Here is a 19790-nt window from a genome sequence, read left to right on the forward strand (position 1 = left end):
AGTATTTACATGTATGAGTTGTATTAATTTGAAGAGGTTTTTATTAGAGTTGATAATGTGATTTTTTGTGGAGTTGGCATCGGTTTAGCTAAGTGACGTTTGTGCAAAAAAAAATAGCACAACAACAACAACAACAAGGCAGTTAAACTAATCAGAATATGAAATTACAAAAACAACTTATTGCATCGCTTGCGGGCGCTGCATTTTTGGGCTCCGTTGCAAATGCTGAGATTCCACTTACAGATGATCTGAGTGCATATGGTTATATTGACATGGCGCTGACTGATGGCGATGACTCGGGTGATACTGAAACTGCAGTTGCTGAGTTTGAGCTCGGTTTAGCTTTTACTCCCGCTGAAAGTAAGTGGTCGGCTGTAGCTGAAATATCCTTTGATAGTAATAGCGATTCCAGTTCTGAAACTACACGAGGCAATGGTGTTGATGGGCTTCCGGGAACTGCTGATGATACCTTCACGACTGAAACTGAGACGAATGCGTCTGCTGAGTTTGAAACTGTGACCATTACATATGCTTACAGTGATGAGCTTTCATTCACTGCGGGTAATATATTGAGTTACCAAGGTTTTGAAACCTTTGATGCGACAGGTCTTTATCAATACAGTGCGCAGGGGATCGGCGGGGGGTATGTATACTCTGCTGGCTATGCAGTAGGCGCTTCCGCTGACTACGTAACTGATGCTTATGCGTTTGGTGCATGGATCGGAGATTCGGATGATGCGAAGCAAAGCTATGAGTTCTTGGCGGCTTTTACTGGTGTTGAAGGTCTGACTGTTAAGGCGATTTACGCAGACGATCCTGGTTATGAAACGATCAATGTTTGGGCGAGTTATGAAATTGATGCATTCACTTTCGCGGTCGAGTATACTGGAAATGATTGGGAAGATGACTTCACTGTAGGTGAAGAGCGTCCTGAGGATGTTTATATGGCACTTGTGTATTACTCATTTGGTGATGCCGGTGTTACTTTCCGTTATTCTGGTGGTGATTATGAGGACGGTATCGAATTTGATCGTTACACATTCTCTCCTAGCTACTCTTTTTCCGATAATGTTTTCGGACTGCTAGAGATTTCCTATGAAGAAGTTGACGATGAGGATGCGACAACGCTAGCTGCTGAGCTTATCTATAGCTTCTAATTAATATAAGCTTGATATTGGATTGATTCGTAGGGGCCTCATTTTAATAGTGAGGCCTCTTTTTTTTACTAACATTATAATTATGAAAAAATATACATCTTATTGTTCTCTGAGCGTGCTTGTTTGTAGCTCCATCTTTTTTTTATCCACTGCTCTGCAGGCGCAGGATGTATCGCGAGATGAATTTAATGCTTTGGCTCAGCGGGTGCAAAAACTGGAGGCGAGTCTTCGTGTTGTGAAAAATACACAGGTGGAAAGCTTAGCTGCGGAGGTGGTTGCTTCGATGCCAATGAATCAAGATGATAGAGATTCCTTGATTGAGAATGTGGTGAAAACTATTCAATCAAAGGAGGAGGATGTGAATTATCCGTGGATGAATGCTGAGAAGTGGGGAGGCTTAACCAAAGGGATGAGTCCGGAGGCCGTGGTCGCTGTTTTGGGAATACCTACTTTGGATGAGCCTTCGATGCATAAACGGGTTGACGTCGTCTATACTTATAAGGGGCGGCGAGTGGCCACTGGAGAAAAGGTCGAAGGTGTTGTTCGCTTTTATAAGTCCAAGCTTATTGAGGTTGAGATTCCTAACTTGTAGTAGTTAGTGTTGGTTTTATTTTGCCCTTCATGCTCCTAGTGTGAAGGGCTTTTTTTTGCAGATTATGACGAGTTCTTTTGGCTAATTATCAAAGTTATATTTGGATGTGTGAAAGTTTGTAATTTAGATTAATTGGCACGGTAAGCGCTTTGTTAGTTCTGTTGTTATACGACGACTAGACTAACCATTAAATTAATAAGAAATTATATGAAAAAAATCCTTCCAAGTATATCAAAGCTAGTGGCTACTGGGACAGTTGCGCTGGCTACGATGGTATCAAGCGTCCAGGCAGAAGACACTGTTAAAGTCGGCGTGCTTCACTCGTTGAGTGGCACGATGGCGATCTCGGAAACATCGCTACGCGATATTCTGCTATTTACTTTTGATGAGATCAATGCGAACGGTGGTGTGCTGGGTAAAATGATTGAGCCTGTAGTTGCGGACGGTGCTTCTGATTGGCCGGTTTTCGCTGAAAAAGCAGAGCAACTTTTAGCGCAGGACAAAGTTGCGGCGACCTTTGGTTGCTGGACTTCTGTGAGTCGTAAATTCGTATTGCCGGTTTTTGAGAAATACAACGGTTTGCTCTTTTACCCGGTACAATATGAGGGTGAGGAAGAGTCTCCCAATATTATTTATACCGCTGAAGCAGTGGGCCAGCAGGCGATTCCTGCAGTGGACTACTTGCTCGAAGAGGGCTACAAAAAGTTCTATCTGATTGGCACGGACTATGTGTATCCGCAAACGACTAATATCGTTCTTTTTGAATATCTGCTTTCTAAGGGGATTCCTGTTGAGAACATTGGTGGTGGTATTCGCTATGAGGGTGATGTCGCTGTATCCGCTGGTAATTACACGCCATTTGGCCACACTGACTTTCAGCAGATTGTTGCTGAGATCAAAGATTTCGCAGCATCGGGTGATGCATGTGTGATCAATACAATTAATGGTGACGCGAACGTTCCTTTCTTTAAGGAAATCGCTGCTTCAGGAATTACCTCGGATGATTGCCCGATTGTTTCTTTCTCCCTTTCTGAAGATGAATTTCGTGGTTTGCCTGCAAAGGATCTAGTGGGGCACCTCGGTTGCTGGACTTACTTTATGTCCATCGATTCGGATGCCAATAATAGCTTTAAGGCAAACTTCCAAGAATGGTTGGCCACGAAAGCACCGGATTCGGTTCAGAAGGAAGGTCGTGTGACTTGCTCACCTATGGTTCTTTCTTATAACGGAGTCTACCTTTGGAAGGCTGCTGTTGAAAAGGCGGGCACATTTGAGCCAGAAGCTGTGATCAAAGCTCTTGAGAGTGGTATCGCCTTTGAAGGTCCTGGCGGCACGGTGACGAGCCAAGAGAATCATCACGTAACTAAGACCGTTTATATTGGTGAGACATTGGAGAATGGTCAGTTCGAAATTCTTGAAACTATTCCTGATGTTTATGGTGAGCCTTGGTTGAAAGGCACCTTTAAATAGCATTACTTTTTGTTTGTAGTATTGTTTTGTTAGGCGAGGCCTGTGGATTAATTTCCGCAGGCCTCAACTTTTATTTGTAAGAATAGTTAATTGTGCCCGAAAAATGCTGAAGAGGTTGCATATGATTTCTGTATTAAGATTTGCCTCTAGTCGATGCGCCCGGCGAAAATTGCTATATGTTTTTGCTAGTTTGTTGTTTTGTGGAGTTTTGTCCGCAGAGGAGCGAAGTGCACGTTTGGTCATGTCCGAGCTGATATTGGCAACAGGCGACGCCCAGTCGGCATTGATTGAGGAAATTGCGGAGTACGGTGATCCCGTGATCGCTGAAATCTATGAAGCCTGGAGAACTGGGGGCGTTTATACGTTGGAATCGAATGAGCGCTTACAATTATTGCAGTTTACTGGCGAGCAGGACTGGACGCTGGTGGCGACGGGGGAGGTCCTGTCCTTGTCGCCAGAAGAAGCCGATCGTGCTAAGAAGGAACGGGCCTCGCGAAAGGTGCGTAAATTGATGAAGAGCATTATTGATACGCTGGGGCTCAAGGCGGAGGATGCTAAAGTACGTATCGATTCTGCGATAAAAATGGGGCGCAGTCAAAAACTAGAATTTGTTCCAGCCTTGGAAGCTCGCTTACTAGTAGAGCCTGCGAGTGAGGTGAAGCAGGCGATTGAAGAGGCTTTAGCGATTAGTTTATTGAAGAATGGAGATGCGGACCAAAAGCTTGCGGCGGTTAAAGATTTGACGAAGATGAAGTCGGTCGCGGCGCGCGGATTTATCGAAAAGGTTTTGCAAGCGGAGCGTGAGGCTTCGAGGGCTCAGGGACCTCTAGCGCTGGCATCTGTTAATGCACTGATTGTCATTGAGGAGCATGTAAAGATCATGGAGTTCCTTGGTAGCTTTTTTCGAGGGTTTAGCACGGGTTCGGTCTTGTTGATCGTTTCGTTTGGTTTGGCGATTACCTTTGGTTTGATGGGCATCATTAATATGGCGCACGGAGAGTTTGTCGCGATTGGTGGTTATACCACTTTTATGGTGCAAACTTTTTTCATGAATCAATGGGGCCTCGGGAGTGAGGCTTTTGGTTGGTATTTTGTCGTTTCGTTACCGCTCAGCTTTTTGATGGCAGCGGCCATTGGTTTGTTGCTGGAGAAAACGATCATACGGTTTTTATACCGTCGTCCCTTGGAATCTTTGCTCTGCACTTGGGGCATTTCGATGGTCATGCAGCAGGGCTTTCGTTTGATCTTTGGCGCGGCCAATGTGCAGGTCAATAACCCGACTTGGCTGATGGGGAACTTGAGTGTGGGAGGCTTTAGTATGAGCTATACACGTTTGTTTATTATGCTGGTGGCGCTGATGGTGGTGGTGCTGACCTGGCTTTTGTTGCGCAAAACCAATCTGGGGCTACACATTCGCGCGGTAATGCAGAATCGCAGTATGGCCAGCAGTCTGGGGATCCCTGTGGCACGGGTCAACTCGATGACTTTTGCGCTTGGTTGCGGCCTGGCGGCATTGGGAGGTTCCGTGCTCTCGCAAATCGGTAACGTCGGCCCTCTGATGGGACAACAATACATCGTGGATAGTTTCATGGTGGTGGTGATCGGTAGTGTGGGCAATCTCCTTGGTGCGGGCATTTCGGCGATGGGCATCGGACTGGTGGATCAATTACTACAACCTTCGCTGGGTCCCGTGATGGGGAAGATTACGGTCTTCTTCGTGATCATACTCTTTCTGCAATGGCGGCCTGGGGGCTTGTTCCCAACGCGTTCTCGCAGCCTCGACGATTAATTCAATTTTGACCGATAATGATACTTTCATCTGAAAATAAAAAAGAGATTGGAATCTTCTGCCTCGTGGCAGGTTTGCTGATGCTGATTCCGAGCTTAAATGCTTGGGGGCCTGAATCTGGCTTTCTCTCTATGAGTGCCTTCCAGGTTTCGCTCTGGGGCAAATATCTCACTTATGCAATCCTGGCGATGAGCTTGAATTTACTCTGGGGCTATACGGGCTTGTTATGTTTGTGCCAGAGTTTGTTTTTCGCGCTAGGGGGCTATGCCATGGGCATGTATCTGATGCTGATGATTGGAGAGCGGGGGGCCTATAAGAGCACCCTGCCCGACTTTATGGTCTTCCTCGGCTATCAGGAATTGCCGATTCACTGGCAGCCTTTCTACAGCTTCTGGTTCACGGTAGGCGCCGTGTTGTGGGTGCCTGGTCTGGTGGCCATGATCTTTGGCTTTTTGGCCTTTCGCTCGCGGATCAAGGGAGTCTATTTTTCAATCCTGACCCAGGCGCTGACGTATGCGGTTTGTTTGTTGTTCTTCCGCAATGATTTTACTTTTGGTGGCAACAATGGCTTTACCGACTTTAAGGACATTCTAGGAGCGAGCATAAATGATGCGAGCACCACGCGCTGGCTCTACATTGCCTCGGCGCTCTTATTATTGATTACCTATTTAATTACATCGGGGCTGCTGGCTTCGAAGTTGGGCAAGGTGCAGCAAGCGATTCGTGATTCTGAGAATCGAGTGCTTTTTTCGGGGTATTCCACGACTAGTTTCAAACTCGTGATCTTTGTGCTCTCTGCAATGATTGCAGGTGCCGCGGGTGCGCTCTATGTGCCGCAAGTCGGTGGGATTAATCCGAGTGCTATGGAAGCGGCGAAGTCGCTGGAGGTTGTCGTCTGGGTTGCAGTTGGGGGCCGTGGCACCAAGTGGGGGCCGGTCATTGGTGCGATCCTCGTGAACTTATTTAAGAGTTATACAACTCAGGCCTTTCCGGACTACTGGCTGATCATTATGGGCGGCATGTTTGTTTGTGTGGTGTTGTTTATGCCCAATGGAATTGTGGGTGTGTATCAGCAAGTAAAAAGTAAGATCGCGCAGCAACGTTCACTACAAACTACGGAGGCATAATTACGATGACGACTCAGCACCATGATCCACTTTACCGGGATACGCCGCTCATTCTCTCAGTCTCGGGCGTGAATAAAGCCTTCGATGGCTTTAAGGCGATCAACGATCTAAACTTTTACCTAGAAGAGGGCGAGCTACGCACCGTCATCGGCCCTAATGGCGCGGGTAAGAGCACTTTTATGGACATCATTACCGGGCGCACGCGTCCGGATTCGGGCTCTGTCACGATGCACGGAAATGATGGACACGATATCAACCTCGCGAAGTTAAAGGAGTTTGAAATTAACCGTCTTGGTATCGGCCGCAAGTTCCAGACGCCCAGTGTGTATAAATCGCACACGGTGTATGATAACTTGGTGTTGTCGCTCAATCGTCCACGCGGGGTGCTAAAGACCTTATTCTACAAGGAAAGTGCTGAGGACCGTGATCGTATCATGGAGGTTTTGAAAACGATCCGCCTCGAGTCGAGAGTCAATGATTTGGCGGGTATGCTTTCGCACGGTCAAAAGCAATGGTTGGAGATTGGCATGTTGCTGTCGCAAGATCCGCGCATTTTATTGATCGATGAACCCGCAGCGGGTATGAGCGACGAGGAGACCGAGCGCACGGGGGAGCTTTTATTGAGCCTAGAAAAGAAGCATAGCCTGATCGTGATCGAGCACGATATGGAGTTCATCCGGCAGATCGCTCGTAAGGTGACAGTGCTGCATCAGGGCCACGTGCTTAAGGACGGCAGCTTTGACCACGTTAAATCCGATCCGCAGGTGATCGAAGTCTACCTTGGACGCCAAGGCAAGAAGGACGAAAATAAATAATTGAACGACTCTATGATTTCTGAATCTGAAACTCCCGCGGTCACGCCTCTTCTCACAGTGGAGGGCTTGAAGGCCAGTTATGATGAATCGATTATTTTGCGTGGTATCGATATGGTCGTAAAACCCAATTCTGTCGTGGCACTGTTGGGGCGCAATGGAGTCGGTAAGACTTCGCTGCTCCGTAGCATCATGGGACTGATGCCTAAGACGGAAGGTGATATTACGTTTGAGGGACAGTCGATCCGCTCCTTGCGCTCGGATCAGCGCGCACGCATGGGCTTGGGCTATGTGCCGCAGGGGCGGGACATCTTTCCCAATCTCACGGTGCAGGAAAATTTGGAGGTGAGTATCAGTATCTCTGGCAAGGCCGGGCGCGAGCGTTTGGATGAGGTGTATGAATTGTTTCCAGTGGTCAAAGAGATGCTGGGGCGCAAGGGCGGGGTGCTTTCTGGCGGACAGCAACAACAGCTCGCGATTGGACGCGCGATCCTGACGAATCCGAAACTATTGATTCTGGATGAACCGACTGAAGGGATTCAGCCGTCAATTATCGATCAGATTGAGGATGCCATCCACCTGCTCAAGAAACGGGGCAATTTAAGTATTATTTTAGTCGAACAGTACCTCGATTTCGCTAAAGCTGCGAGTGATGAATTTTACATTCTTGATCGTGGCAGCGTGGTTCTTTCGGGCGAGTCCGAAGAACTGACAGCTGATGTGATCGGCAAGTACCTGACTGTTTAATTTTCCAATTATCTATGCACCTCACACCCCGAGAACAAGAAAAGCTAATGATCGTCGTGGCGGCGGATCTGGCGCGACGCCGGCAAGCGCGTGGTTTAAAGCTTAACTATCCAGAATCGATCGCAGTCATTACTTACGAGATACTCGAAGGGATACGCGATGGTAAGACGGTCGCAGATCTGATGAGTTACGGCACGACGATTCTTACGCGTGCGGATGTGATGGAAGGCGTGCCTGAAATGATCCATGAAGTTCAGGTCGAAGGCACTTTTCCTGATGGCACTAAACTAGTCACTGTTCACAATCCGATCCGATGATTCCTGGCGAATATAAATACTCCGACCCTGAGGCCTTACTGACTGGTAATGTGGGCCTGAAAACCCTCGCTCTCAAAGTGTCCAATGTGGGGGATCGCCCCGTGCAGATTGGGAGTCATTTTCATTTTTATGAGGTCAATGAATCGCTCGAGTTTGATCGCGAGGCGGCCAAGGGCTTCCGTTTAAACATCGCCGCTGGCACCGCGGTGCGTTTTGAGCCGGGCGATATCCGCGAAGTCGAGTTGGTTGCCCTCGCCGGAGAACGTATCGTTTATGGATTGAATAACAAGGTCGATGCACCGCTCGACGCTTAGCTTTCGCCCTCAATGATCCGCCCTCATTTATTAGTCATCAGTCATTCATTCTTATGAGTCTTGAATTTACCCGCCGCCAATATGCCGAAATGTTTGGTCCTACCGTAGGGGACCAAGTCCGTCTTGCAGATACAGAACTGTTCATCGAAGTTGAAAAGGACTTGATCGCCGAAGCCGGTGGCTATGGCAATGAAGTTAAGTTCGGTGGCGGCAAAGTCATCCGTGACGGCATGGGACAATCGCCGCTGGCCACTGGGGCTGATTGCCTCGACCTAGTTCTGACAAATGCCACCATTGTGGACCCGATCTTGGGAGTGATCAAAGCCGATGTCGGCGTCAAAGCAGGTCGCATCGCAGGCATTGGGCATGCGGGTAATCCCCTCATTCAAACTGGTGTGAGCGAGGGCATGGTGATCGGTGCCAGCACTGAGGTGATCGCCGCAGAAGGGCATATCGTGACTGCAGGTGGATTTGATTCACACATTCATTTTATCTGTCCGCAGCAAATCAATGAAGCCTTGACCAGTGGTGTCACCACGATGATCGGCGGTGGCACGGGGCCCGCCACAGGCACCAACGCCACGACTTGCACACCCGGCGCTTGGAATATTCATAAAATGCTAGAGTCCGCCGAAGCCTTTCCGATGAATCTTGGCTTTATGGGGAAGGGCAACGCCTCTAACCACGAAGCCTTACGCGAGCAAGTGCAGGCTGGCGCGATGGGGCTGAAGCTGCACGAAGATTGGGGCACCACTCCGAGCTCGATTGATCACTGTTTGAGCGTCGCCGATGAACTTGATGTGCAAGTGGCGATCCATACCGATACACTCAACGAGTCCGGCTTCGTCGAAACCACCATCGGCGCATTTAAGGATCGCGTCATTCATACCTTCCACTCGGAGGGTGCGGGCGGTGGGCATGCTCCAGATATTTTAAAAGTATGTGGCCTGCCTAATGTTTTGCCCTCGTCCACTAATCCGACTCGTCCCTATACCGTCAACACCATCGACGAGCACCTCGACATGCTGATGGTCTGCCACCACCTCGACTCAAAGATTCCCGAGGATGTGGCCTTTGCTGAGTCACGGATTCGCCCGCAGACCATTGCCGCCGAGGATATTTTGCACGATCGCGGCGCCATTTCCATTATGTCCAGTGACAGTCAGGCGATGGGGCGTGTCGGCGAAGTGATCATTCGCACCTGGCAGACCGCGGATAAGATGAAGAAGCAGTTTGGCAAACTAGAGTCCGAGACCCACCCTGCCGCGGACAATTTTCGCGCGTTGCGTTACATCGCTAAATACACCATCAATCCCGCCATCGCTTGTGGTTGTGCGGCCGATGTTGGTAGCTTGGAGGTGGGCAAACTGGCAGACATCGTTCTGTTTAAGCCCGCTTTTTTTGGCGTGAAGCCAGAGCTAGTGCTTAAGGGCGGTTTGATCGCGACAGCAAATATGGGGGACCCCAATGCATCGATTCCCACGCCCCAGCCCATGTATTACCGGCCACAGTTTGCCGCCTTTGGCAAAGCAGTCTCGAGCACTTCCATCACCTTCTTGAGCCAATCGGCGATCGACGCTGGGGTGCCTGATCAGCTCGACTTGAAAAAGCTCGTTCGCCCCGTCGCCAATACGCGTCAGATCTCAAAGCACGACATGGTGCTCAACGATTACTTGCCCGATATCGAAATCGATCCAGAGACCTACACTGTGACGGCAGATGGCGAAGTTTTGAGCTGCGAGCCTGCAAATTTGTTGCCTATGGCCCAGCGCTATTTCTTATTCTAGCCATGCATTTAATTACCCAGGCACTCCCTTCGATCCCCGAGGGTCTAGTCAACGTTCCGCTAGTTGTCGATCGTCATAAATTAGCGCGCCGCCGCTGGCGTGGTGCGGCCGCCGATGGTACTGATTTCGGCTTCGATGTGAACGAATCACTTGCGCACGGCGACTGTATTTGGACTACGGATACGGTCGCCTATGTGATCGAGCAAAGCGCGGAGGACTGTTTTCTAATCGCGCTTAAAGAAGCCAAAGAGGCCGCGTGGATTGGCTGGATGATTGGTAACCTACATTTTAAGGCTGCTTTCAGCGAAGAGGGCGTGCTGGTGCAAGACGATTTGGCCGTTGAGCAAATGCTAGAGCGCGAGCATATTCACTATCACCGCGTGCAACGAGTGTTTCAACCCAGCAAACAAGGGGGGCACTCACACGATCATGACCATAGTCACGAGCACGGACATAGTCACGGGCACGGGCATAGCCATTGATGACGTCTAATCATCAAGAACAAGAGTGTTGCGATCGCGCTGCGTGGGTGCCGGCACTTTTACAAGTTTCGGATCCGTTGTTTCCGACCGGGGCCTATGCGCACTCAATGGGGCTGGAGCAGTGGGCGGCGACTTGTAAGTTTAAGACTGGTGACGACTTGGTGCAGTTTTTTCAGGAGCATGCGGGCCCCGCTTTGGCGCGTTTGGAATTGCCTTATTTACGCTACGTGCGCGAAGCAATCGTCGCTGAAGATTGGGCGACTGTCTTGGTATTAGATGCAGAAATTGACGCTTGGAAGTGGGCGAGCGAAATTCGTGAAGCCAGCATCTCGCAGGGCCGCGGGCGTTTACGACTTTTAAAGAAACTATGGCAGGCATCACCTGAGATCGAAACCTATTCGGCTGCTTTTGCCACTGGGCGCGCTCGCGGGCATCATCTAGTGGTCGCTGCCTTACAATTCGAACTTTTAAACGTGCCTAATGAGGCAGGGTTGATGACCTATGCGTATCAAAGCCTTGCAAATTTTGTGTCCGCTTCGATTAAGTTGCTACGCATCAGTCCCGAGTCGGCACAGTTGGCACTGGCGGCAGGGCTGGAGCAATTGCCAGACTGGGTGGCAGCCTCTAAGCAAGTCGAACGCGAGGCTGCCGGATGGTTTGCCCCAGCCTTTGACATCGCTTCAGCTCGTCATGCCACCGCTTTTTCCAGACTTTTTATTTCTTAATACGATTTAATATGACAGATTCAAATCCCACACGCCCTGTTCGTATCGGTATTGGTGGCCCTGTTGGCTCCGGTAAGACGATGTTACTCCTACGGCTGATCGAAAAACTGCATCAGCGCTACTCGCTGGTCGCGATTACCAACGATATCTATACTAAAGAAGATGAGCAGTTTTTAGTGGCCAACAGTCCCCTGGAAGCCAGCCGCATTTTGGGGGTGGAGACCGGGGGCTGCCCGCACACCGCGATACGAGACGATACCAGTATGAATGAGGTCGCGATCGAGAATCTCATCCTGCGGCATCCGGACACCCAAGTTGTGCTGATGGAGAGCGGTGGCGATAATTTGTCGGCAACCTTTTCACCCGATTTGGTCGATGCCTTTATCTATGTGATCGATGTGGCGGAGGGCGATAAAATCCCGCGTAAAGGTGGGCCTGCGATTCGTTATTCCGACCTCATGATTATTAACAAAACAGAGCTCGCACCCTATGTGGGTGCCGACCTTGATGTGATGGCGCGCGATTCAAAAATCCAGCGCGACGAGCGTCCCTTTGTTTTCTGCGACCTGAAGAGTTATCAGGGGTTGGATGCCGTCATTGCCTGGCTGGAGCAAGAGTGCTTTTTTGCCATTAAAGCTTAATGTCGACAACAGTTACAGAGAATGCTTCGACCCGCACAGGTGTGTTGGGAGGCGCGCGTTTGCGGTATACCTGGGCGCCCGAGTTGGGAACACGATTGACGGGGCAATGGGTGCGGCCGCCGCTGCATTTGGCTAAGGCCTATCATGCCGATGATTGGGAGATCAGTATTCTGACCAGCCCTACCGCCGGACTGCTGGATAACGATCAGCTCGAAGTCGAAGCGACAGTGGCGGCTGGTGCCAAGGCCGCTTTAATCAGTCCTGCTGCTTGTCGCGTGCATACCATGCATGCGGGGTATGCCACAGTGCGACAGCACTATACTGTAGAGGCTGGAGCCACGCTTGATGTTTGGCCCGCGCCTTTGATATTACAGAAAGGTGCGGCGCTACGACAGGTGACGCGAGTGGACGTGGCTGCAGATGCGACCGTGCTGCTCTGCGAGGTGGTGACTCCAGGGCGTGCCGCCTTTGGCGAAGCCTTCGAGTTTACCGAATGGCGTTCACAATTACGGATTTATCGCGAAGGCAGCTTGCTTGCTTACGAGAATTTCAGTTGTCAACCAGACCGGGGCGACTTATCCGATTGGCAGGCAATGTATCCTAGTGGCAGCTACGCTAGTTTTTATTTTTTAAGTCCGGAAGTCTTGGGCGATGTGGTTCAGACTTTGCATGAGTTAGAGACGCCGGATGCGACCATCGGAGCCAGCCCCTTGCGTGTCGGGGGGCTCGGGATTAAAATTCTTGCTGCAGATGGGATTAGTCTGCGCAAAACAGTTTTCTTGGTTCGAAATCTGCTGATCAAACAAACGCAGCAAAAATTTCCTCACGCGTTATTGCGCGCACAGACTTATTTTAACTAAATACCCACTGACTATGCATTTAACTCAAGGCACACTGGATACATCGACGACTTTATTAACGAGCGCTGGGGGCGCGATTGCGTTGGCGGCGGCGTTTTATGGCGCACGCAAGCAGTTGCCGGCAAAGAAAGTGCCGGCTTTGCTGGGGATGAGTGCTTTCGTCTTTTTGGCGCAGATGGTGAATTGCTCGATCGGATTTGGTTTCTCCGGCCATTTGGTGGGGGCGTCTTTACTCGCTATTTTTTTTGGTCCCTCAGTGACAATGTTGTCGATGGCAGCGATCCTGGCTTTGCAGGTCGGTTTCTTGGGTGATGGCTCTTGGAGCACCTTGGGAGCCAATTTTATAAACATGGGGGTGGTCGCGCCTTGGGTGGCATATGGCTGTTTCCGTTTACTGCAAGGGCGTCGTGCGCCTCAACTTGATGTCGCTCAGGTGGGCACTTTGGCCTTCGCATCTTTTATCTCTATCATGGCTGCGTCGTTGAGTGTCAGTGTGATGCTGGGCGGTTCAATCGCGCATCTGCTTTTTGCTGGGACTGTTTGGGGCCTGCTAGAGTCTGCGATCGCAGTCGCTGTGTTTGCTCTTTGCGTGCGCAGTCAGAGTCGTAACTATGTTGAGACTGGGCGTTTGGCGCTACGCCCCTTAGTCGCGCTTGCTTGTGTCACGCTATGTTTACTTCCTTTTAGTTCACAGCAGCCGGATGGTTTGGAACACGCGCTCGAAATGGCTCAACTGTCTGATTAGGTTCAGCTAAAGTAAGTGGCCTTGTGTGTATCTCATGCTCGGCGCATGAGTTCCCGGCGGCGGAGCTGCAGCCAGAGGTTCCACGCGTGCTTTTTTAGGATTTCGCGGGCGTTATCGATCTCGGCTTTGCGGGCGGTCAGGTTTTCGTTGGCGATGGTGGATAGGTCGTCAAGATTGTAGAGGTAGACATTTTCAATGTCTTCGACGGCGGGATCGATGTCGCGGGGGAGGGCCAGGTCGATGAGGAAGCAAGGGCGCTCGGGGCGGCGTTTCATGCTTTGCGCAATGATGCTGCGATCCAATATGGTGCCGGGTGCGGCGGTGGAGCAGATGACAATGTCGAAGTGTTCCAGTTGCGCTTTGAAATCTTCAAAATCAATCGCAGAGCCGCCGAGTTCGTGTGCCAGTTTGTGAGCATTCTCGAAGGTGCGGCTGCTGACTGCGATGTCGTCGGCGCCGCGGCTCTTGAGCGCTTGCGCGGTCTTTTCGCCCACTTCACCGCTACCGAGTAGCAGTACGCGGCTTTTGGATAGCTGGCCGAAGATACGGCTGGCTAGATCGACAGCGACGTTGCCGATGCTGATTTGGCCGCGGGTAATGCCGGTCTGCGAGCGGGCGGCTTTGGCGGCTTGAAAGCTCTTTTCAAAGAGGCGGTTGAGCACATTGCCCGTGCACTTGGCGTCGCGTGCTTTGGTATAGGCCTGCTTGAGTTGGCCGAGGATTTCGGTCTCGCCGACCATTTGCGAGTCGAGGCCGGTGGACACCTCGAGCACGTGTTGCAGCGCTTCGAGGTTATTATGGCTGTAGGCGTATTGCTGGAAGAGTTCGATCGGCACGTTTTGCTTCTCGCAAAACAGTTCACGAATTTCATCCACGCGTTCGATTCGATCGGCCAGCCCGTAGATTTCGAGGCGATTGCAGGTATTGAGCACTAAGCACTCACGAATACCTTCGTGTGCGTGCAGTCGTTGTTGTAGTTCGAGTGCCTGTGGCTGTGTGAGTGCAAAGCGCTCACGCACATCCAGTGGCGTCGCGTGGTGCGAGGTGCCCAGCACAAACAGAGATTGCAATACGTCGCTCATGACCAATACGAAATGTGCTTAACGCTCGACGCGGAGGGGCGCTCCAGTCGCTTGAGGTTCGGAATCGCGGGCAGATTGCACCGGCCAGAGTGAGGCGATTGCTAGCACGAAGAGTATAATCGTAGCTATCGCGTGGCGCCGTGTGACGAGTTTCTTTTGAATGCGTAGCACGAAAACGGTGAGATATCCGAGCCAGATTAGGCAAGTCGCGGTGAGTTTAAATACAGGCACTAGTTCGTGGTTATTGACCCAAAATATGGAGCCAAAGATCAGTGAGGCACTGAGAACAATTACACCAGTGATCAGTAGGCGTTTGGCCATGAGATCCAATTGTTGCACGGAGGGCAGGTATTGGTAGAGGCCTTTGAATTGCTTCTTTTTGAGCCCGTGTTGCTGGATCAGAAACATGATAGATACCAGCGATAGGATGGCGAAAACACCGTAGCTAAAGATGGCGAGTGCGGCGTGCAGTTCGATCCAAGGGTTGCCACCGAAGAGGCCGGGCGGGTAGGCGCGATCCCAGGAGGGCACGATGAAGGCACCTGCCGCCAGTAAGGTGGCCAGCCCCGCGGTGAAAAATCCGAGCAAGCGCAAACGGAAGGCGGGGCCGATGATGAAAAAGAGCAAAACCAGCGACCAGGCTAGGAACTGTGCAATCTCAAAAGTGTTGCCGAGCGGGCAGCCTTTGATTGCCGCACCGCGCAAGTTCAGGCCTAGGGTTTGAATCAGAAAGCCCCCCATCAGCAGTGCAAACATGACGCTGCGCGGATAGGCGCGGCGCATCAGCAGCGCGGCCAAGCCAAACGCGAACGCGCCGCCATAGATGGCCGCGGCCACCGCAAAGGCGTTTCGATCTGTCATGGCGATTTCGTTGAGCATGGGATTGAGTTTATAAAGTTTTGGAAAGGTCGATATAGCTTAGATTCAGGCCGACTTCGGCGGCGAGTTGCGCTTGGCGTTTGTCGCAAGTCACAAAGTGTTTAATGTTGGAAATGATCGCTGTGGCAACATGAAGAATGTCGAGTGTGCGACAAAGATTATCTGCAGAATAGAGCCGAGAGAGCTCGAAGCACTGATTTTCGATCCGCAGGGGATCTGGGTGTAGCCGTTGTAGTCTGCCGCTTGCGATGTCTTCCTCGATGTAGAGGAGTGCTTGTTCTAATTCTTCGGCGTGTATTCGCTTGCGACCATAAAGGACGCGCAGAGAGTTTCTTAGCTCCATTTCACCAATAAAGCTGAGAGGAATGATTGCTTGCGATTGTGCGATGGCGATCACTTCCCTGCTTCCATTTTCTTCGTTGTAAAGTTTGAGTAGGGAACTGGTGTCGAAGTAGAGGCTAGTATCTTTCACCGCGTCCTTCGCTGACAATGTCGGACCCCATGTTATCCATCGGTCTTGGACGGTCGCCGTAAATGCTCTTGAGCCGTGCCATCAAATCCGGCCATGGCTTTGGCTCTTTCGTTTCTTGGGCGGGTGTGATGTAGGCCACGGTGTCTTCACCCATGACCCAGCGCAGTGACTCGCCCGCGACGACGCGTTCACGCACCTCTCGGGTGTGCTTCTGCAGCTCGCGCGTGTTGATTGATTTCATGGTAGACATTGTGTCTGACATCGGATTTGGGTCAACTTTATTCACTTTTTCGCGCTTTAGAGCGAAGCCTATTGAGAATCAGAGCTTAATTAACGCGGGCGTCATCAATGAAGCCCCTACAGTAGGATTATTATTTTTGTGCCACGTAGGCGGGCGGTGTGGCGTGGGCAGTCTCGTAGGCGCCGTTCTGCCAGTCTTTGACTTTGCTTGCTAGAAAATCGATAAATGCGGGCAATTCGTTGAGGCAAGGGATCTGCTCAAACGCTTCGCCGCCGGATTCGAGGAAGCTCTCGCGTCCGCGCATGGCGATTTCTTCCAGTGTTTCCAAGCAGTCAGCAGTGAAGGCCGGACACATTACTTTGACCTTTTTATGGCCGTCTTTCGGTAATTGCTCCAATGCCTTGTCAGTGTAAGGGTGCAGCCAAGGCTCGCGGCCGAGGCGGCTTTGGAAGGTGATCATGTACTTGTCCTTCGGGATCTTGGCGGCTGCGACGAACTTTTCGACAGTCATCGCGCACTGGTGGCGGTAGCAAGTGGCATGCGCCGGGTGGCAGGTATTGCAGCAGTCATGGGTGGTCAGGCAATGACTGTGGGAAGGGTCACCTTTGACGAGATGACGTTGTGGGATGCCGTGGAAGGAAAAGACCAATTTGTCAAAGTCGCCGTCTTTGAGCGAGGGCATGGCGCGCTCCACCATGGCATCGATGTAGCCCGGATCTTGGTAGAAGGGCGGCAGTAGTGTCGTTTTCAGGTCGGGCTTCATCTCGCGCGCGGCGTCCATTAGCGCCACCACTGCGGTCTCGTAGCTGGACATCGCGTAGTGCGGATACATCGGGATGATGAAGAGGTCGTCGACGCCTTGATCCAGTAGCTCTTTCAGAGCATCGGGCGTCGATGGGTTGCCATAGCGCATGCCGAGGCCGACCGGGATGTCGATCTTTTCGGCGAGGGCGGCCTGTTGCTGGCGCGAGGTGACGATCAGTGGCGAGCCTTCGTCCAGCCAGACTTCAGAATAGGCCTCTGCAGATTCCCGCGGGCGTGTCGGTAGGATGAGGCAGTTGACCAGGAACCAGCGAATGGGGTAGGGGGCATCGAGCACGCGCCCATCCATGAGGAATTCGCGCAGATACTTGCGCACATCGCTGACTTCGGTGGAATCGGGCGAGCCGAGGTTGAGGAGAATGACGCCTTGTTTGGACATAGGCTAAGAGAAGGTCGCCTAGCGCCATTTTGTCAAACCGAAGTGAATAAATGAAAATGCCGCCTACGCGACTGTGGAGCATGTATTTTGCCTTTGAAGGGGTATTTTCAGGCTTGCTAGAGGCCAAACAGCACCATGAGTCCCGCCAGCGAGAGCCACATTAGGGCGATCGAGATCATGCGGGCTAATATAGCAATTCGGATGGCGGTGGCCCATTCGCGCACATCGGTGAATTGACGTATCAATATCAGTAAGAGCATGAAACTGAGGCCCAGACGGATGGGGTTCAATAGCCCGATGCTAAGCAAGTAATCCAAGCCGGCTCCCACGACGGCGACTGCGAGGCTCAGTGAGGCGATCTGGTAAAATAAGCAAGGAAAGCCACTCAGGCTGAACGCGATTTGGAGCACAATGTAGGTGATGATGATTTCGAGAATGAAGCCGATCAGCACGTCGCGCAGGTGTTCGCGGGCCTGGTTGGTGGGACTGGATGTGTGGGCGCTTTCGTAGTTTTCGATCGCTGCGTCGAGATTGTCGTTGATCCCGCCAAAGTTGTAGAGCTGGTCTAGCTGGTCGGCGGCTTGTTCTTCCGCTTGAATGCTCTCGGTGATGGTCATGTCGTTGCGGATGACGGGAATGTCGATTTTGAGCTCTGAGTTGTCTTGGGCGTTCAGCAAGCTGGCTGTCGGCGCTTGTAGTTTCACTCCATTCTCGCTTACGAGTTTGCCAGATTTGAATTCTAGTTTGCGCTGATCGGCGTATATGATAACCGAGCGATCGGCGATCTCCATCGTCGAGATAGGCTTGCCGATTTTAGCTTCGACTGCTAGTGGACTCATTCCAGGAGTCAAGTTTTGAGCGAACAGATTGAGCCCGAGGCAGCTGAGGAAGATTAGGAGAAAATACTTCATAAATAGTGTATGATTCTGGCGGGGTAGCTGCTATTCATAGTCGGAGCCGGCTGGGCCGCACAATGACAAATTTTTAATCAGGTAAGATTAAGTCGGTGTTGTAGCGCATCCATTGCGACAAATGCTGCTCGATGCGCTCGCAAGATTTTTGAGCTGCCTGTTCTTGGCGAGCGGGAGCCGGTTCGCGTAGTAATTGGCGGGCGTGCTTGCGCCATTCATCGTGGAGCGTGGGCCACCAAGACTCGCGGACGGGGTAACCTTCGTCTTTGAGTAGTAAGTAGAGGCTTTTAAATAATACGACCTCGGGCGCTTTGCCGGCAGCAAACGCGTTCAGCGCTCGCTCAGTTAGGCTAAATAAACGCTCGGACTCAGGCATATGTGTGGCATTGGCGACTAGCAGGGCACTCAGTCGGCACGCATGGCGTAGGCTGTGGTAATTTTGGCCAATTTGTTCGCGTCGTTGGGTGAGTTGATACTCTTTGACGAAGCGCATGGTACCCTGTTGTGAGCGTTCCAGTATGAGCGCAGCCCGATCGAAGAGGTCGGGGGTGGTGGATGTGTGTGCTTGCTTTGGGCGGCGTTTTAAGCACAGAAAGATGCCGCTCTCTATCGAGAGCAGGTGCAGCTTCAGGAAGGACTCGCCAGAGGGCTCCGTCTTGAGCACGAGCACGTCTTCTTGCTCAAGCATGATCGATCGGAGAGTTGCCCTTCGCCTGTGGCGGGTTTTCGATTTGGACGTTCTCGCCAGTCTTGGGGTTGGGCACCAGTGCGCCGCCCGAAATGATGAGTTTCATGCCGTCGGTGATGCTCATGCTCAGGCGGGTGATGTCCTCCTCGGGCAACATGAGGAGAAAGCCGCTGGTCGGGTTGGGCGTGGTGGGGATGAAGATGTTGACGATATGCTCACCTGTGACCTCTTGCGTTTCGCCGCGTGCCTTACTGGTCAAAAAGCCCAGCGCGTAGCAGCGCTTGCGCGGGTATTCAATCAAGACCACCTCTTGGAACACGGCTTTTTTCTGTTGCCCGAAGGTGTCCACGATCTGTTTGACGGTGCGATACACTGTATTGATAAAGGGCACTTGGTCCAATAGGCGCTCCAGACCATTCAAGATAATGCGTCCGAGCACGAAGCGAGAGCCATAGCCTAGCAGCGTGATCAATAAAAACACGACCAATACCGAGATCGCCTCTAGCCCGAACTCGATGATCGGCTTATCGCGCCACTCTGGGTCCAGATACCAAAAAAAGAAATTACTCGCCGGGGTGCCTAGCCGTTCCAACAGAAAATTGATGACGATGATCGTGACCCCCAACGGGAGGACGACGACGATGCCTGTAATGAATGCGTTACGAAGTGAGCGGAGCATGATGTGCAGTGCGTATAAATGGCCTGTGCAGGAGAGGATTTCGAAGGAAGTGGAGGCCGCAACGTTAAATAC

At 51.4% G+C, this 19790-nt stretch carries 23 protein-coding genes; 15 read left to right on the forward strand and 8 right to left on the reverse strand.

The features are described 5' to 3' along the window. Positions 1-158: 158 nt before the first annotated feature. The 15 genes from QEH52_RS03670 to QEH52_RS03740 all read left to right on the forward strand — a co-directional run bounded on the left by QEH52_RS03670 (position 159) and on the right by QEH52_RS03740 (position 13565). Complete coding sequence (locus tag QEH52_RS03670) at positions 159-1157, forward strand: hypothetical protein (RefSeq protein ID WP_308948692.1); 999 nt, start codon at positions 159-161, stop codon at positions 1155-1157. 82 nt (positions 1158-1239) lie between these two features. After that, positions 1240-1749, forward strand: a complete 510-nt coding sequence (locus QEH52_RS03675; protein ID WP_308948693.1) for a hypothetical protein — start codon at positions 1240-1242, stop codon at positions 1747-1749. 207 nt (positions 1750-1956) lie between these two features. Continuing rightward, a complete protein-coding gene (locus QEH52_RS03680; protein WP_308948694.1) occupies positions 1957-3219 on the forward strand; it encodes a transporter substrate-binding protein in 1263 nt (420 codons plus the stop codon). A 241-nt stretch (positions 3220-3460) separates the two neighbouring features. Next, the gene (gene urtB, locus QEH52_RS03685; protein WP_308948695.1) at positions 3461-5008 is read left to right on the forward strand and encodes an urea ABC transporter permease subunit UrtB; all 1548 of its coding nucleotides are present in this window, start codon (positions 3461-3463) and stop codon (positions 5006-5008) included. Positions 5009-5025: 17 nt separating this feature from the next. Continuing rightward, positions 5026-6135 carry an urea ABC transporter permease subunit UrtC gene (urtC, locus tag QEH52_RS03690; RefSeq protein ID WP_308948696.1) on the forward strand — a complete coding sequence of 370 codons (1110 nt, stop codon included), beginning with the start codon at positions 5026-5028 and terminating at the stop codon, positions 6133-6135. A gap of 5 nt (positions 6136-6140) precedes the next feature. Continuing rightward, positions 6141-6950 carry an urea ABC transporter ATP-binding protein UrtD gene (urtD, locus tag QEH52_RS03695; protein WP_308948697.1) on the forward strand — a complete coding sequence of 270 codons (810 nt, stop codon included), beginning with the start codon at positions 6141-6143 and terminating at the stop codon, positions 6948-6950. A 12-nt stretch (positions 6951-6962) separates the two neighbouring features. Continuing rightward, entirely contained in the window at positions 6963-7694 is a 732-nt protein-coding gene (urtE, locus tag QEH52_RS03700) for an urea ABC transporter ATP-binding subunit UrtE (RefSeq protein ID WP_308948698.1), read from the forward strand. Between the two features lie 14 nt (positions 7695-7708). After that, entirely contained in the window at positions 7709-8011 is a 303-nt protein-coding gene (locus tag QEH52_RS03705) for an urease subunit gamma (RefSeq protein WP_308948699.1), read from the forward strand. Next, complete coding sequence (locus tag QEH52_RS03710) at positions 8008-8325, forward strand: urease subunit beta (RefSeq protein WP_308948701.1); 318 nt, start codon at positions 8008-8010, stop codon at positions 8323-8325. The genes QEH52_RS03705 and QEH52_RS03710 overlap by 4 nt, the downstream gene beginning before the upstream one ends. A gap of 53 nt (positions 8326-8378) precedes the next feature. Further along, complete coding sequence (gene ureC, locus QEH52_RS03715; protein WP_308948702.1) at positions 8379-10112, forward strand: urease subunit alpha; 1734 nt, start codon at positions 8379-8381, stop codon at positions 10110-10112. 2 nt (positions 10113-10114) lie between these two features. Next, positions 10115-10594, forward strand: a complete 480-nt coding sequence (locus tag QEH52_RS03720) for an urease accessory protein UreE (RefSeq protein WP_308948703.1) — start codon at positions 10115-10117, stop codon at positions 10592-10594. After that, on the forward strand, positions 10594-11319 hold the full coding sequence (locus QEH52_RS03725) for an urease accessory protein UreF (protein ID WP_308948705.1): 726 nt from the start codon (positions 10594-10596) through the stop codon (positions 11317-11319). The genes QEH52_RS03720 and QEH52_RS03725 overlap by 1 nt, the downstream gene beginning before the upstream one ends. A gap of 11 nt (positions 11320-11330) precedes the next feature. Further along, positions 11331-11960: an urease accessory protein UreG gene (gene ureG, locus QEH52_RS03730; protein ID WP_308948706.1), complete on the forward strand. Its 630-nt coding sequence runs from the start codon at positions 11331-11333 to the stop codon at positions 11958-11960. Continuing rightward, the gene (locus QEH52_RS03735; RefSeq protein WP_308948707.1) at positions 11960-12820 is read left to right on the forward strand and encodes an urease accessory protein UreD; all 861 of its coding nucleotides are present in this window, start codon (positions 11960-11962) and stop codon (positions 12818-12820) included. Before ureG ends, QEH52_RS03735 begins: the two co-directional genes overlap by 1 nt. 13 nt (positions 12821-12833) lie before the next feature. Continuing rightward, the gene (locus tag QEH52_RS03740; protein ID WP_308948708.1) at positions 12834-13565 is read left to right on the forward strand and encodes an energy-coupling factor ABC transporter permease; all 732 of its coding nucleotides are present in this window, start codon (positions 12834-12836) and stop codon (positions 13563-13565) included. 32 nt (positions 13566-13597) lie between these two features. Here the strand turns inward: QEH52_RS03740 and hemA are convergent, their stop codons facing one another. The 8 genes from hemA to QEH52_RS03780 all read right to left on the reverse strand — a co-directional run bounded on the left by hemA (position 13598) and on the right by QEH52_RS03780 (position 19718). Beyond that, positions 13598-14647, reverse strand: coding sequence for a glutamyl-tRNA reductase (gene hemA, locus QEH52_RS03745; RefSeq protein WP_308948709.1), 1050 nt, complete (start codon positions 14645-14647; stop codon positions 13598-13600). A gap of 18 nt (positions 14648-14665) precedes the next feature. Then, complete coding sequence (locus QEH52_RS03750) at positions 14666-15508, reverse strand: cytochrome C assembly family protein (RefSeq protein ID WP_308948710.1); 843 nt, start codon at positions 15506-15508, stop codon at positions 14666-14668. Positions 15509-15536: 28 nt separating this feature from the next. Further along, on the reverse strand, positions 15537-15998 hold the full coding sequence (locus QEH52_RS03755) for a type II toxin-antitoxin system VapC family toxin (RefSeq protein ID WP_308948711.1): 462 nt from the start codon (positions 15996-15998) through the stop codon (positions 15537-15539). Further along, complete coding sequence (locus QEH52_RS03760; RefSeq protein ID WP_308948712.1) at positions 15985-16239, reverse strand: hypothetical protein; 255 nt, start codon at positions 16237-16239, stop codon at positions 15985-15987. Before QEH52_RS03760 ends, QEH52_RS03755 begins: the two co-directional genes overlap by 14 nt. Before the next feature lie 130 nt (positions 16240-16369). Then, complete coding sequence (hemH, locus tag QEH52_RS03765) at positions 16370-17440, reverse strand: ferrochelatase (RefSeq protein ID WP_308948713.1); 1071 nt, start codon at positions 17438-17440, stop codon at positions 16370-16372. A gap of 116 nt (positions 17441-17556) precedes the next feature. Further along, the gene (locus QEH52_RS03770) at positions 17557-18279 is read right to left on the reverse strand and encodes a hypothetical protein (RefSeq protein WP_308948714.1); all 723 of its coding nucleotides are present in this window, start codon (positions 18277-18279) and stop codon (positions 17557-17559) included. Between the two features lie 145 nt (positions 18280-18424). Beyond that, the gene (locus QEH52_RS03775) at positions 18425-19039 is read right to left on the reverse strand and encodes a hypothetical protein (protein ID WP_308948716.1); all 615 of its coding nucleotides are present in this window, start codon (positions 19037-19039) and stop codon (positions 18425-18427) included. After that, on the reverse strand, positions 19032-19718 hold the full coding sequence (locus QEH52_RS03780; RefSeq protein ID WP_308948718.1) for a DUF502 domain-containing protein: 687 nt from the start codon (positions 19716-19718) through the stop codon (positions 19032-19034). Before QEH52_RS03780 ends, QEH52_RS03775 begins: the two co-directional genes overlap by 8 nt. Between the last annotated feature and the right edge of the window lie 72 nt (positions 19719-19790).

Source organism: Thalassobacterium maritimum (assembly GCF_031127805.1).
In the GTDB taxonomy this organism is placed as follows: Bacteria; Verrucomicrobiota; Verrucomicrobiia; order Opitutales; family Coraliomargaritaceae; genus Thalassobacterium; species Thalassobacterium maritimum.

What these genes read in the sequence shown, in the direction of transcription:
- QEH52_RS03670 (WP_308948692.1), top strand. Translation starts at nt 159, where the DNA reads ATGAAATTACAAAAACAACTTATTGCATCGCTTGCGGGCGCTGCATTT.
- QEH52_RS03675 (WP_308948693.1), top strand. Translation starts at nt 1,240, where the DNA reads ATGAAAAAATATACATCTTATTGTTCTCTGAGCGTGCTTGTTTGTAGC.
- QEH52_RS03680 (WP_308948694.1), top strand. Translation starts at nt 1,957, where the DNA reads ATGAAAAAAATCCTTCCAAGTATATCAAAGCTAGTGGCTACTGGGACA.
- urtB (WP_308948695.1), top strand. Translation starts at nt 3,461, where the DNA reads ATGTCCGAGCTGATATTGGCAACAGGCGACGCCCAGTCGGCATTGATT.
- urtC (WP_308948696.1), top strand. Translation starts at nt 5,026, where the DNA reads ATGATACTTTCATCTGAAAATAAAAAAGAGATTGGAATCTTCTGCCTC.
- urtD (WP_308948697.1), top strand. Translation starts at nt 6,141, where the DNA reads ATGACGACTCAGCACCATGATCCACTTTACCGGGATACGCCGCTCATT.
- urtE (WP_308948698.1), top strand. Translation starts at nt 6,963, where the DNA reads ATGATTTCTGAATCTGAAACTCCCGCGGTCACGCCTCTTCTCACAGTG.
- QEH52_RS03705 (WP_308948699.1), top strand. Translation starts at nt 7,709, where the DNA reads ATGCACCTCACACCCCGAGAACAAGAAAAGCTAATGATCGTCGTGGCG.
- QEH52_RS03710 (WP_308948701.1), top strand. Translation starts at nt 8,008, where the DNA reads ATGATTCCTGGCGAATATAAATACTCCGACCCTGAGGCCTTACTGACT.
- ureC (WP_308948702.1), top strand. Translation starts at nt 8,379, where the DNA reads ATGAGTCTTGAATTTACCCGCCGCCAATATGCCGAAATGTTTGGTCCT.
- QEH52_RS03720 (WP_308948703.1), top strand. Translation starts at nt 10,115, where the DNA reads ATGCATTTAATTACCCAGGCACTCCCTTCGATCCCCGAGGGTCTAGTC.
- QEH52_RS03725 (WP_308948705.1), top strand. Translation starts at nt 10,594, where the DNA reads ATGACGTCTAATCATCAAGAACAAGAGTGTTGCGATCGCGCTGCGTGG.
- ureG (WP_308948706.1), top strand. Translation starts at nt 11,331, where the DNA reads ATGACAGATTCAAATCCCACACGCCCTGTTCGTATCGGTATTGGTGGC.
- QEH52_RS03735 (WP_308948707.1), top strand. Translation starts at nt 11,960, where the DNA reads ATGTCGACAACAGTTACAGAGAATGCTTCGACCCGCACAGGTGTGTTG.
- QEH52_RS03740 (WP_308948708.1), top strand. Translation starts at nt 12,834, where the DNA reads ATGCATTTAACTCAAGGCACACTGGATACATCGACGACTTTATTAACG.
- hemA (WP_308948709.1), bottom strand. Translation starts at nt 14,647, where the DNA reads ATGAGCGACGTATTGCAATCTCTGTTTGTGCTGGGCACCTCGCACCAC.
- QEH52_RS03750 (WP_308948710.1), bottom strand. Translation starts at nt 15,508, where the DNA reads ATGACAGATCGAAACGCCTTTGCGGTGGCCGCGGCCATCTATGGCGGC.
- QEH52_RS03760 (WP_308948712.1), bottom strand. Translation starts at nt 16,239, where the DNA reads ATGAAATCAATCAACACGCGCGAGCTGCAGAAGCACACCCGAGAGGTG.
- hemH (WP_308948713.1), bottom strand. Translation starts at nt 17,440, where the DNA reads ATGTCCAAACAAGGCGTCATTCTCCTCAACCTCGGCTCGCCCGATTCC.
- QEH52_RS03770 (WP_308948714.1), bottom strand. Translation starts at nt 18,279, where the DNA reads ATGAGTCCACTAGCAGTCGAAGCTAAAATCGGCAAGCCTATCTCGACG.
- QEH52_RS03775 (WP_308948716.1), bottom strand. Translation starts at nt 19,039, where the DNA reads ATGCTTGAGCAAGAAGACGTGCTCGTGCTCAAGACGGAGCCCTCTGGC.
- QEH52_RS03780 (WP_308948718.1), bottom strand. Translation starts at nt 19,718, where the DNA reads ATGCTCCGCTCACTTCGTAACGCATTCATTACAGGCATCGTCGTCGTC.